The organism is Lacticaseibacillus casei DSM 20011 = JCM 1134 = ATCC 393, from assembly GCF_000829055.1.
GTDB lineage: Bacteria > Bacillota > Bacilli > Lactobacillales > Lactobacillaceae > Lacticaseibacillus > Lacticaseibacillus casei.
In genome coordinates, this window is record NZ_AP012544.1 from 1,362,218 (window position 1) to 1,374,535 (window position 12,318).

Consider the following 12,318-nt stretch of genomic DNA (forward strand, 5'->3'; position numbering starts at 1 on the left):
TGACTAGTCCCCCATCTTTTCGATGCTGATGCCGTCTTTGCCGTCAAGTTCCGCAACCTGTACCTGAATCTGTTCATCAAGGGAGGTTGGAATATTCTTGCCGACGAAATCCGGACGAATCGGTAACTCGCGATGACCGCGATCAACTAAAACTGCCAGACTGATCTTACGCGGGCGACCTTCGTCCATCAGGGCATCCAGAGCCGCGCGGATGGTGCGGCCAGTGAAAATGACATCGTCTACCAAGATGACGTGCTTACCAGTGATGTTAACTGGCATCTGCGCACCTTCAACATCGGGTTGATGTTCGTGATCGATTTTATGAACATCATCGCGATAAAAGCGGATGTCCAGTTCGCCGACCGGAACCTGGAGGCCTTCGAGCTGTTCAAGGCGTTTGGCAATGCGGTGGGCCAGATAAATCCCCCGTGTTTTAATGCCGACAAGAACGAGATCGTTCAAGCCTTTGTTTTGTTCGATAATTTCATAACTGATTCGAGTCAATGCGCGTTTCATCGTTACCTCGTCGACTACCTGTTTGGACTGTGTCATGATGTGCCATCCTTTCTTGTATGTATGCTGGTTGGTGTGGGGTGAAGTTGCTTGCCTTGGGTTGTTCTATTGGAGGCAAGCAAGTGATTGGGCTTTCACGTTCTATAACGCGCTCACCGGCGCAGAAGCTTGCGTGTAAGGACCTTGAAGCCTAAATGGCCAAAGCCCAGCCATTTAGGCTTCAAGGCCACTTACACTCCAGCTTCTAACCGCGCCGGTTCGCGCTCAACAAAAAAACGCCTCCCATCCAATTTGGATAGAAGGCGACCGTAGCCTGAATAATCCGCCGCAACGGAAAGGGACCTTCTAAGCCTCACTGGACTTAGTTAAAGGTGCTTGTTTGATTGAGTTAAGATTACCGGACGTTGCGGGTCTTGTCAATGCCTGCGCGCAGATCGGCTAAGGTTTTTTCGAAAATTTCGGGGACCGGCGCCGTGAAAGTTAAGCGTTTGCCGGTGGTTGGATGGACAAAACCGAGCTTGGCAGCGTGAAGAAGTTGGCCGTTGCCTGGAAGTGTGCGTTTAGGCCCATACAAAGGATCGCCTGCTACCGGATGGTGAATGTAAGCCATATGCACGCGGATCTGGTGGGTCCGGCCGGTTTCCAAAACACATTTGATCAAGGTATAGTGAGCAAATCGCTCCAGTACCTGAAAATGGGTAACCGAATGCCGACCGTCAGCAACCACCGCCTGCCGTTTGCGGTCACGCGGATCACGGCCAAGCGGCGCATCGATTGTGCCCTCATCTTCTTTAAACGTCCCGTGAACTAATGCAAGGTATTCACGAATAGACGTTTTGGCTTTAAGTTGCGCCGACAAACTCAATTGGGCTTTTTCGGTTTTGGCCACCATCAGCAAGCCGCTGGTGTCTTTATCGATGCGGTGCACAATCCCCGGCCGAATGACGCCATTGATGCCAGGCAAGTCAGTATGATAAAGCAGGCCGTTCACCAAGGTGCCATTAGGGTGACCTGGCGCAGGATGGACAACCATGCCTTGAGGTTTATTAACCACGATCACTTGGTCATCTTCATAGACAATATCAAGCGGAATCGGCTCTGCGACGGCCTCTAAGGGTCGGGCTTCCGGAATTGAAACGGCAATGACATCTCCTGACGAGACCTTATAATTGGCTTTCACCGGCTGGCCGTTAACGGTGACCAAGCCGTCCTGAAGCCATTTTTGTACCTGACTGCGGGTATGGGTCGATTCATGGGCCGTGATCACCTTATCAATGCGCCCTTGTTCAGTCGTGATGGTAAAGGTCTCGGTCATGCGGACACCGCCTTGTCGCGATCAAATAAAATAAAAACCAAAACCAGAATCACCCCGAACGTGATGCACATATCAGCAAAATTAAAAATAGCGTTGAACCGCCACTGATCCAAAAATTCAAGGTGAAACATATCCGTGACGTATTGAAACCGCAGCCGATCAATGAAGTTACCAATCGCCCCTGCCGTGATCAGTGTCAGGCCCAGCCGATACACCGGCTTATGCAAGCTATCACGCCAAAGCAACGCGACGACCACAAACGCTAGAACCGTTGTAACATAGAAGAACCACTGTTTCCCTTCAAACATGGAAAAAGCCGCACCGGTATTACGGATGTGTGTGAGATCAATCACGCCCGGAATCAGTTGCTGGCTTTCGCCAAGTGGAATATGCGCGCTCACCCAGGTTTTAATGACAAAATCAATCAAAACCAAGACAGCTGCAACGATCACATAAATAAACACAGATGTTCCCCCTGAATAAATGACATTTGCCTTTAAGTGTACCGCGCCAAAAGAAAAACCGCCATTCGAAAAATGACGGTTACATCTTGTGCCGAAAACATGGATGATTTAAAAGAGTCCGGAAATTTTACCATCATCGGTGACATCCATGTTTAAAGCGGCTGGCGCTTTTGGTAGTCCCGGCATGGTCAAAACGGTTCCGGTCATGACGACTAAGAACCCTGCCCCAAGCTTAGGGATAATGTCGCGTACGTGAATCGTAAATCCTTCAGGTGCCCCTAATGTTTTGGGGTTATCGGTCAATGAATACTGGGTCTTCGCCATGCAAACCGGTAAATCCTGCCAACCATTTTTAGCGATCGTTCGCAGTGCAGCGTTGGCTTTTCCTTCATAAACAACGTCACCACCACCGTAGATCTTTTGCACAATGGTTTTGATTTTGGTTTTGACATCCTGATGCACATCATAGAGTGGCGCGAAACTTGCCGGCTGTTTCAAGGCATCCAACACCGCATCTGCCACTGCTAAACCACCGCGGCCGCCGTCAGCCCAAACCGTTGCGGTAACAGCTTTGACGTTTAATTTTGCGCAATCATCGATAAGCCACTGAACCTCGGCATCTGTATCGCTTGTGAAGCGGTTAACGGCTACCACAACAGGCACGCCATAGCCCTGCATGCTGTGAATATGCCGCTTAAGGTTCGCAAAACCTTGAGCCAAGGCATCCAGGTTTTCCTGTTGTAAATCAGCTAACGCAACGCCACCGTTGTATTTCAGGGCGCGAACCGTTGCCACAATAACCACGGCATCCGGGGTTTTACCCAAAACCGGTGTCTTAATATCCATGAACTTTTCGCCACCAAGGTCAGCGCCGAAACCTGCCTCGGTAATGGCGATGTTCCCCAGTTGCAACGCTGTCCGGGTAGCTAAAACGGAATTGCAGCCGTGGGCAATGTTGGCAAATGGGCCGCCATGAATGAACGCCGGCGTATGTTCCAGGGTCTGGACCAGATTTGGCTTCAACGCATCCCGCAATAACATGGCAATGGCGCCGGTGACCTTTAAGTCGGCCACGGTTACAGGCTTACGATCATAAGTATAGCCAATCACGATGCGACTGATGCGGGCTTTGAGATCCGCGATGTTTTCCGCAAGACACAAGACGGCCATTAATTCGCTTGCGACGGTAATATCAAAACCGTCTTCACGCGGCACGCCGCTGGTTGGGCCGCCTAACCCGATCGTGACGTGGCGCAATGCACGATCGTTAATATCCAAAGCGCGCTTCCAAAGAATTCGCCGTGGGTCGATATTAAGTGTGTTGCCTTGTTGCAGATGGTTGTCGATTAAGGCTGCGAGGGTGTCGACCGCGGTTGTCAGAGCGTGCATGTCACCGGTGAAATGTAAGTTGATGTCTTCCATCGGCACAACCTGCGCATAACCGCCGCCGGTTGCTCCGCCTTTCATCCCCATCACCGGGCCTAATGATGGCTCCCGCAATGCGATGACGGGATGCTGACCGCGCTGCTGAAGCGCATCGCCTAAGCCAACCGTAATCGTCGATTTGCCTTCACCAGCTGGAGTCGGGTTAATCGAGGTCACCAAAACAAGCTTGCCAAAAGGCTTGTCTTTTAACGCATTGAGAGCCGCGAAGCTAAGTTTGGCTTTAGACTTGCCATAAAGTTCCAGATCATCATCGGTCAGGCCTAGATTTGCTGCAACTTTCGTAATTGGCCACATTGAGGTCGCTTCATTGGCCTGGGCAATTTCAATATCAGACATACAACACACTCCTTATTTAGTTGATGTTTCCAATCCTTTTTCGATCAACGCCACGATCTTTTGCTTTCGTTTTTTACCGAACATCAGGAACGAAACCCGACCGTATTGTTTGGTTTTAAGCATAACTGTCAAATGGCCGGACGTAAACCCCTCAATTTCGCTCCAGGACAGATTGATCGTATTACTTTTAAAAAGACTGGTTAATCGGATGCCTTTTTCAGTCGCAATCAGGCGAAGCAGCAAAATCTGGCCGATAGCCGTCAAAATCGTAATCGCCGCAATCGCAATCGCCAGCCATGAAGGTTTCGTACTTTCCAGCTGGACGATGATCGCCAAGCTGAGACCGATCACGATCGCGCTCCAAAACATGCTAAAATCGATCCAGGCAGGTTGATAATGTGTTCGATAGTCAGCCAATTTGTCACTTCCTTAGGAGAAATCATGCTTAAACTATACACAGATGGCGCTACAAAAGGCAACCCAGGCCCGACTGGCATTGGCATTCTGGTCAGCGGTTTGCCTCAGCAAATCCAACGACATGCCGCTTTACCACCGATGACCAATCATGAGGCGGAATTTGCTGCTGCGATTGCTGGATTTGAACTATTAATCGATGCTAAGTTAACAACCGCGCCAGTCGCCTTTTATAGTGACTCCAAGCTCGTCGTTCAGGCGATTGAGAAACGCTACGCCAGACATTATCCTGCCTTAACAGCAGAATTGCTGGCCTTGATTGACCGGTTTCCGCTTGTGCTGCCTAACTGGTTGCCCGATCGTCAAAACCGTGGTGCTCACACGTTGGCTCAGCAAGGGTTACGTGAAGCAGAGACGAAAAGTTAATTTTTCGCCAAAAAGAGACCGTGACATTCCATTATTCGGAATATCGCGGCCTCTTTTGGCATGAACATAGATTTTTAAAGTAAGGTATCGCCTTAGCCGAAAGACTTCAGCACCCGTGATTACATGAATACCTTAAACTGACTGGTACGATCCATATAATCCTTATCTTGTGCCGGTGCCTCGATGGAACCAAACGGCATCTGGGCACGCAATTGCCAGTTTTGTGGGATATCAAAGGCGTCGCTGACAAGCTCATCAATGATGGGATTGTAGTGTTGCAGATTTGCACCAATGCCATTGTTAGCTAAGGCCACCCATGTGTTGAGTTGAGCCGATCCCTGAGCCTGCTCTGCCCAAGTTGCAAAGTTATCTGCGTACAGCGGGAAGTCATGCTCCAGCTGCTTCACGATGTCGGTATCGGTAAAGTACATAATCGTTGCATAGGCGGCTTTGAAGCCAGCTACTTTTTTCTTGGTTGCCTCGTAGGCTTCCTCAGTCGGAACTTCACTTTTCAAGCGCTTGACCACGATATCCCAAAGCTTGTCGTGTTGTCCGCCAAATAGGAAAACTGCTCGGGTTGTTTGCGAATTGAAGGCCGTTGGTGTTGCCTGAATGACAGATTCAACTTGTTCGATGATGTCATCGTCTTTTTGCTTAACATCTTTGCCGAGTGCGTAGATGGAACGGCGTTGCTTGAGAAGATTCAGAAGATCTTGATTCACAGGAAAACCACCTTTTTCTATTAATGGCCACATTGTCACGCATGTATCCGACAACCTAGCTATTCACTAGCCATCAGGAAAGACAATGCGAAAAAATGTAGCAGAACAAAAGTAAGTGTACCAACTCACTATTAGTAAGTAAACCCCTTGAGCAATATTTTTTCAGAAAGTGCAACATATGGCTCGATCATCAGGTCACGATCACACTTAAGCGTATTTACCAGAAGGGATTGTTTCCGTTAACGTGACAGAGATAGGTGGCTTGGGTACAATGAAACTATTCTTCCTGGAGGTGTGCTATGTCGCTGATCACCTGGCTAATTATTATTATTTTGGTTTTGAACACCACGGGTGCGATTTTTACGGTTCTTCGTGAAGTTCGCGACATTTCGACAACCTGGGCCTGGTTGCTGGTGTTGATTTTCCTGCCAATCATCGGCTTCGGTTTTTATCTGTTCGCGGGTCGCGGACTCTCGACCAAAAAACTGCGCCGGATTCAGCGTGAGTATGAGTCTGGGGTCAAAGCGTTTGTGTCGCTTCAAAAACACGAAAATGCCCGAAATAAACTTTTGCCGCCTACTGATTACACTCCGGCGGCAAAAGCTCTGACCGCCTTTTTCCTGAATACGGCCCAGGCACCAGTGCTGGCCCATAACCAGGTTCAGCTTTATACCGATGGCGAAAAGAAGTTTGCTGCGTTGTTTCGCGACATTGAAAGCGCCAAGCACTACATTTATATCGAGTATTACACCATTTATAATGATGAATTAGGCAATCAGTTTCAGCAATTATTGATTAAAAAGGCCAAACAAGGTGTGACGGTTAAGGTTTTATATGACGCTTGGGGGTCGATGGGTGCCTCGGCAAAATGGTGGCGCCGACTAACCGATGTCGGTGGCCAAGCTGAAAGCTATTTTAGCTCCAAACATCCGATTACCGACTTTCGCTTGAATTACCGCGATCATCGCAAAATCGTTGTGATTGATGATCACATCGGCTATATTGGCGGCTTCAACGTCGGCGATCAGTATGTTTCCCGTAAACCAAAATTCGGCTATTGGCGCGATACCCACCTGCGTATCATCGGTAACACCATTTATGCGCTGAAAATTCGCTTCACAATGGATTGGAATGCGACGGTCGGTGAACAGGACGAGATTGCCTACAACGTCGAGCAATATAGTACCGAAAATCGCTCAAACGAGAGCATGACGGCTGGCAGCACACCGATTCAAATTGTCGCATCGGGACCTGATCGCCCTACCCAGCAAATCAAGTTAGGTTACACCAAGCTGATCACCAGCGCTACCAAGTCGGTTTGGATTCAAAGCCCTTACTTGGTTCCGGATGACACGGTGATTGATGCGCTCGTTTCCGCCGCCATGTCGGGCATTGATGTCCGAATCATGATTCCCGATATGCCGGATCATCCATTTATTTTCCGTGCGACCCAGTACTATGCCACCTATCTGGCTCGTGCTGGCGTAAAGATTTACCATTATCAACATGGTTTCATGCATGCAAAAACCGTGGTTGTCGACGATGCCATTGCTAGTGTCGGGTCAGCTAATTTTGATATTCGTAGTTTTAAGCTGAATTTCGAGGTCAATGCCTTTATTTATGATCGTAAGGTTGCCGGAACACTTGCCGAAATATTTGAGGCTGATATGAAGCAAAGCTACCTACTGACGCCAGCGATCATTGCTAGTCAAAGCCGCTGGTTACGCTTCAAACAGGACTTTTCCCGGCTTCTGTCGCCGATTTTGTAAGCCAGCCTGTAAGTCATCAAAAATTGAACAATGTTGTCACAAAAACGCCGCGTCAGCATGGGGCACCGAGGCGGCGTTTTTGTGACCGAAATATAGCATTTTCAAAATAATCATATGTGTTTAGCTGATCGCCATAATGGCAGTGAAGAAGGCTTGATGAGTTGGCTGATTACCGTTGCCAATCGTCTAGTGCCTTGGTGTGGCCGAGAAGATAGTGGATGGCAGCTTGGACAAGTGTGTCACGGGCAGTCGTTAACTCGTCGCCTTCCAGGTTATATTTGTCGCGCAGGTAACCTTCCGCAATAGCCTGATATTCTTTGCGGGCCTCGCCCCCATCTTTTAGGTAGGCATCAATGGCATTCAGATCATCTTTAGCGCGGTTAGCTAATTCTTCAGCCAGATCTTCGACATGTGGCTGGCGTTTATGGGCATAGTCCATCAACGTGTCATTCATATCAACAACAGCGGCCTCGTCTGCTTTCTTGTCTCGTTTCATGTTCGCAGTCATCTCCTAATAATTTTAGTATGCACCTACGTCGGATTTTCATCAACGCCGCCTATTTTAACAAAAGCATCGGTAACAGCGTTTTTACTAATCTGTTAAGGCTTGCGTCGGTGATGCTTGCCCATTTTTCAGAGATGAAACTGCTGGCGCGAGCGACGAAATAATACTTGATAAAGCGCAGACCAGCTTTCAAAGCGCTCACTGTCTAGATAAAAGACCGGGGTATCAGGTAGAATGGATTCCTCGCTTGCAGCCAAATTATGCGCGGAAATCACGAAATCGGGATGTTGGTCAATGGTAACTAGGCGAATGTAGGCGGGATGCACAAGATTCAGCTGCACGGTTTCGTATAAAGGCTGGGGCATCAGTGGATCAAGCGCTACTTTTAGCTTATTGGCAACCGCACTTTCGGTCATGAATGGCCAAAGCAATTGGTAGAAGCCGTCGATGATCTCTGAACGGACTTTCTCATCCGGTTCTTCCCGAACAAAAAAGGCTTCAATCGCCTTGCCAAGACGTGGAAAAAGCGGTCGCATTGGGCTGGCGGTTTTCGCTAAGTCGATATACGCGCCATCAGGAAAAATCCGTTCACTGATCAGAATTTTCAATAAATTGCCGGCTAAGGCTAGATCTTTGGAAACTGCTGGTGAAATACCGATTAAATGACGACTGAATTCGGTGCGGATTTTTTCGACGGTCTGCCACGCCGAGGTATTGTGGGCAACATGGTAACCGACAAATCCGGCAGCGTCGAATTGTTGTTCAGTGTGGAAACGCGGAATCCGCCACTGCCCGAGATACAAATAAAGGATTTCGGCTTCCGCAACTTCACGAGGTAAATGTGCCAAGACATCTGGCAGCTCATCAGGCAACACTGGGCGAGGTTGTAATGCCGCGAAATTCAGGGTGTTGCCGATCGAATGATTCGCCTGCAGTCGATGCAGATTAATGTTGGCCGAAAATTGAAGTTGCTTGACGGGGAAGTCCGGTCGAATCAAACCGGCTGCCTGCAAAGACTGAACCAGCTGGCGGGACTGCGGCATCATCGTGGCAAACAGTGGATCCTGGGTGTCGACTAGCTGCCACAATAATTGGCGATAAACTTGGCGAATTCGCGGCTCTGCGCCGGCAAGTGCCAAAGGCGTGAGATTAATGGTGACCTCTTTTTGGCGCAAGTACCCGCGTAATGCGGAAATCCGCCGGAAAAAAGCTGCTCGGGAGAAACCGGTTTCTTCTAATAACATGGGCAACGTCAAGTCAGGTTGCATCAATGTTTTGACCAAAAGCTTTCCGGGAAGCGATCGGCGAAACAAAAAGATTCGGTAGCGAACCCGACTAATCGAAGGCGGTGCCGTCATATTGCCATCCCCTCTACGTAATAAAGGTGGTTCACCAGGATCAATGGCATGTAAATCCTCGGCGACTTTCGCCATTTGCCGTCGCAGTTGCCGGTAGCTCTCGCCGCGGGCCATCGCTGCCGTTGAAATATTCATTTGCCGATTAGGCGCGTCTCGCAAATCGCCATAAAGCGCCAACCGCTCGCGTTCTTCGCGGTCTAGGAACAATTCTTCAAACGCCATGGTGACGACTTCCTTTCCAAATTTTTGCTATAGTATAGCAAAGAAGATCGGCAACCGGATAAATGATGCTTGTGTACTTGTCTCAGACGTCTGTTTCCTTAGCGGGCAGGCTTTTGCCGCATTAAGTCTGCCTATGGTTGATTAACACTGGCGCCTGGCATGCATTCTTGCTATACTAAAAGTAAGCAAAAATCAAGTCGACACCATATGCTTTGGGGCATCAAAAAAATTAACCCCAAGATATGGTGTTTTTCATTGACATGCACCCCAATATTGAGTATTCTAAACTACATAAGATAACAAGAAAGGATGATACCTATGCGTAACATCACACTGTTCACGCGCAATGGCTGTCCACAATGCCGGATGACAAAGCGCTACCTCGATACCCACAAGATTCCATTTACGGAACACAACATCAACGAGGAACCTGAATACATCGATTACTTAAAGAAAAAGGGATTCCAGCAGGTTCCTGTTCTTGAAGCAGATGGGCTTGATTCATTCTCCGGGTTCCGACCGGATGCCTTGAAGCAACTGGCTGTCTGAACAGCCAGCTTTTTTATCGAATCGAACTTAACCGAATGAAGATAAATTGCAGTGAAAGCAGGGATTAGCATGTCATTAAAAACAATCAGTCCGGACGAGGTTACTTATTACGCCCTTAACAACGAGATCAATATTCCCGTTAACGACCAAATTCCGCTCAATAAGGACAAGGAAGCATTACAGGCCTTTTTGACCGAAAATGTGGCGCCAAATACGATGAAGTTTTCGTCGCTACAAGAGCGCTTGAAGTATTTGGTTGACCATCACTATTATGAAGCCGACTTTTTAAAAAAGTATCAGCCGGCCTTCCTGGAAAAGCTGGATCAATTTCTGACGGCCCAGCATTTTCAGTTTAAGTCCTTTATGGCGGCCTATAAGTACTACGCCCAGTATGCGTTAAAGACCGACGATGGCACTCAATATCTTGAAGACTACAAAGATCGGGTGTTTGCCAACGCCCTCTTCTTTGCGGATGGTAATGAGCAGCTAGCGGTTGACTTAGCGGATGAAATGATTCATCAGCGGTATCAACCGGCTACCCCATCGTTCCTGAACGCTGGTCGGCAACGCCGTGGTGAATTGGTTTCCTGTTTTCTACTGCAAATTACCGATGATATGAATTCGATTGGCCGCGCGATTAACTCTGCCCTTGAGTTGTCACGAATTGGCGGCGGGGTTGGCCTGACGCTGTCGAATCTGCGTGAAGCCGGAGCGCCAATCAAGGGTATTGACGGTGCTGCAAGTGGCGTATTGCCGGTCATGAAGTTGTTGGAAGATTCTTTTTCCTACAGCAATCAACTGGGCCAACGTCAAGGTGCCGGTGTGGTTTATTTGAATGTCTTCCATCCTGATATCATCAGTTTCCTGGGTGCCAAGAAGGAAAATGCGGATGAAAAGTATCGAGTGAAGACCCTTAGCCTCGGCGTGATTGTCCCTGATAAGTATTACGAGCTTATTAAGGACAACGCCGATATGTATCTGTTCTCCCCTTATTCGGTTGAACGGGCTTATGGCAAGCCATTTTCGTATGTGGACATTACCAAGGAATACGATAATATGGTGGCCAATCCGGACATTAAGAAATACAAGATCAAGGCCCGCGATCTGGAAAATGAAATTTCCAAATTGCAGCAGGAATCTGGCTATCCTTATATCATCAACATCGACACTGCCAACAATGCGAGTCCGATTGATGGCAAAATCATCATGAGTAACCTGTGCTCGGAAATCATGCAGGTGCAGGTACCGTCCAAGCTCAACAACAAACAGAAATATGAAGTCTTAGGGACAGATGTTTCCTGCAACCTAGGCAGCACGAATATTCCTAATTTGATGCATAGTCGCGATTTTGGTCACAGCGTTGAAGCCATGGTTCGGGCATTGACCTATGTCACCGATCACAGCAATATCGACGTTGTGCCATCTGTTCAGCACGGTAATCACATGGCGCACAGCATCGGCCTTGGTGCGATGGGCTTGCACACGTACTTTGCTAAGAACCATATGTATTATGGTTCACCGGAAAGTCTTGATTTCACCAACATCTATTTCTTGTTGCTGAATTATTACACGTTGAAGGCATCCAACAAGATTGCTAAAGAACGTGGCGAGTCCTTCCATAATTTTGAAAACAGCAAATACGCTGATGGCAGTTATTTTGACAAGTATATCCAACAATCATGGGCACCTAAGTACGACAAGGTGCGTGACTTGTTTAAGGATGTTCACATTCCGACCCAGGCGGACTGGGAAGCACTCAAAGAGAGTGTGATGAAGGACGGCTTGTATCATCAAAACCGGATGGCTGTGGCCCCTAATGGCTCGATCAGCTATATTAACGATACCAGTGCCTCCTTGCAGCCAATTGTTAACCGGATCGAGGATCGCCAGGAAAAGAAGATCGGCACCATTTACTACCCGGCGCCTGGTTTGTCGAATGACACCATGCCTTACTATCAAAGTGCCTACGACATCGACATGCGTAAAGTCATTGATGTTTATGCCGCTGCCCAACAGCACGTTGACCAAGGGATGGCGATGACCTTGTTCATGCGCAGTACCATTCCTGCTGGCCTCTACCCATGGAAAGACGGCCGAACCGACAAGATGACGACACGTGATTTGAACATTTTGCGGAACTACGCACATCACAAAGGCCTCAAGTCGATTTACTACATCCGGACTTACACCGATGACCAGGAAGAAATCGGCAGCAATGCTTGTGAAAGTTGCTCAATTTGATTATCTTTTAACAGGGGGATCTCCCCTGTTTTTACATA

12 protein-coding genes are annotated in these 12,318 nt (G+C 48.3%); 4 read left to right on the top strand and 8 right to left on the bottom strand.

What is annotated here, in order from left to right; all coding sequences use genetic code 11:
• Positions 1–3: 3 nt before the first annotated feature.
• From pyrR to LBCZ_RS06805, 5 genes are all read right to left on the bottom strand, one after another.
• The gene (pyrR, locus tag LBCZ_RS06785; protein ID WP_025012378.1) at positions 4–552 is read right to left on the bottom strand and encodes a bifunctional pyr operon transcriptional regulator/uracil phosphoribosyltransferase PyrR; all 549 of its coding nucleotides are present in this window, start codon (positions 550–552) and stop codon (positions 4–6) included.
• A 355-nt stretch (positions 553–907) separates the two neighbouring features.
• Entirely contained in the window at positions 908–1,828 is a 921-nt protein-coding gene (locus LBCZ_RS06790; RefSeq protein WP_039639018.1) for an RluA family pseudouridine synthase, read from the bottom strand.
• Positions 1,825–2,292 carry a signal peptidase II gene (lspA, locus tag LBCZ_RS06795; RefSeq protein ID WP_025012380.1) on the bottom strand — a complete coding sequence of 156 codons (468 nt, stop codon included), beginning with the start codon at positions 2,290–2,292 and terminating at the stop codon, positions 1,825–1,827. Before lspA ends, LBCZ_RS06790 begins: the two co-directional genes overlap by 4 nt.
• 108 nt (positions 2,293–2,400) lie before the next feature.
• Positions 2,401–4,074, bottom strand: coding sequence for a formate--tetrahydrofolate ligase (locus LBCZ_RS06800; RefSeq protein ID WP_039639020.1), 1,674 nt, complete (start codon positions 4,072–4,074; stop codon positions 2,401–2,403).
• Between the two features lie 12 nt (positions 4,075–4,086).
• The gene (locus LBCZ_RS06805) at positions 4,087–4,491 is read right to left on the bottom strand and encodes an EbsA family protein (RefSeq protein ID WP_010488282.1); all 405 of its coding nucleotides are present in this window, start codon (positions 4,489–4,491) and stop codon (positions 4,087–4,089) included.
• Positions 4,492–4,515: 24 nt separating this feature from the next.
• Between LBCZ_RS06805 and LBCZ_RS06810 the strand changes: the two genes are divergently transcribed.
• Positions 4,516–4,914, top strand: coding sequence for a ribonuclease HI family protein (locus LBCZ_RS06810; protein ID WP_025012381.1), 399 nt, complete (start codon positions 4,516–4,518; stop codon positions 4,912–4,914).
• Positions 4,915–5,033: 119 nt separating this feature from the next.
• Here the strand turns inward: LBCZ_RS06810 and LBCZ_RS06815 are convergent, their stop codons facing one another.
• The gene (locus LBCZ_RS06815) at positions 5,034–5,636 is read right to left on the bottom strand and encodes a nitroreductase family protein (RefSeq protein WP_025012382.1); all 603 of its coding nucleotides are present in this window, start codon (positions 5,634–5,636) and stop codon (positions 5,034–5,036) included.
• A gap of 299 nt (positions 5,637–5,935) precedes the next feature.
• Here LBCZ_RS06815 and cls point away from each other — a divergent pair, with 299 nt between their 5' ends.
• A complete protein-coding gene (gene cls / locus LBCZ_RS06820) occupies positions 5,936–7,405 on the top strand; it encodes a cardiolipin synthase (protein ID WP_039639023.1) in 1,470 nt (489 codons plus the stop codon).
• A gap of 169 nt (positions 7,406–7,574) precedes the next feature.
• On the opposite strand, the gene LBCZ_RS06825 is transcribed toward cls, so the two are convergent.
• On the bottom strand, positions 7,575–7,901 hold the full coding sequence (locus LBCZ_RS06825) for a hypothetical protein (RefSeq protein ID WP_010488279.1): 327 nt from the start codon (positions 7,899–7,901) through the stop codon (positions 7,575–7,577).
• A gap of 137 nt (positions 7,902–8,038) precedes the next feature.
• The gene (locus tag LBCZ_RS06830) at positions 8,039–9,490 is read right to left on the bottom strand and encodes a helix-turn-helix domain-containing protein (protein WP_025012383.1); all 1,452 of its coding nucleotides are present in this window, start codon (positions 9,488–9,490) and stop codon (positions 8,039–8,041) included.
• Between the two features lie 318 nt (positions 9,491–9,808).
• On the opposite strand from LBCZ_RS06830, the gene nrdH reads away from it, so the two are divergent.
• Complete coding sequence (gene nrdH, locus LBCZ_RS06835) at positions 9,809–10,039, top strand: glutaredoxin-like protein NrdH (RefSeq protein ID WP_010488276.1); 231 nt, start codon at positions 9,809–9,811, stop codon at positions 10,037–10,039.
• A 69-nt stretch (positions 10,040–10,108) separates the two neighbouring features.
• Entirely contained in the window at positions 10,109–12,280 is a 2,172-nt protein-coding gene (gene nrdE, locus LBCZ_RS06840) for a class 1b ribonucleoside-diphosphate reductase subunit alpha (RefSeq protein WP_039639025.1), read from the top strand.
• Positions 12,281–12,318 lie beyond the last annotated feature (38 nt).

Bases quoted from the DNA above. Each gene is read 5' to 3' on its own strand.
- pyrR (WP_025012378.1), bottom strand. From the start codon at position 552: ATGACACAGTCCAAACAGGTAGTCGACGAGGTAACGATGAAACGCGCA.
- LBCZ_RS06790 (WP_039639018.1), bottom strand. From the start codon at position 1,828: ATGACCGAGACCTTTACCATCACGACTGAACAAGGGCGCATTGATAAG.
- LBCZ_RS06800 (WP_039639020.1), bottom strand. From the start codon at position 4,074: ATGTCTGATATTGAAATTGCCCAGGCCAATGAAGCGACCTCAATGTGG.
- LBCZ_RS06810 (WP_025012381.1), top strand. From the start codon at position 4,516: ATGCTTAAACTATACACAGATGGCGCTACAAAAGGCAACCCAGGCCCG.
- cls (WP_039639023.1), top strand. From the start codon at position 5,936: ATGTCGCTGATCACCTGGCTAATTATTATTATTTTGGTTTTGAACACC.
- LBCZ_RS06825 (WP_010488279.1), bottom strand. From the start codon at position 7,901: ATGAAACGAGACAAGAAAGCAGACGAGGCCGCTGTTGTTGATATGAAT.
- LBCZ_RS06830 (WP_025012383.1), bottom strand. From the start codon at position 9,490: ATGGCGTTTGAAGAATTGTTCCTAGACCGCGAAGAACGCGAGCGGTTG.
- nrdH (WP_010488276.1), top strand. From the start codon at position 9,809: ATGCGTAACATCACACTGTTCACGCGCAATGGCTGTCCACAATGCCGG.
- nrdE (WP_039639025.1), top strand. From the start codon at position 10,109: ATGTCATTAAAAACAATCAGTCCGGACGAGGTTACTTATTACGCCCTT.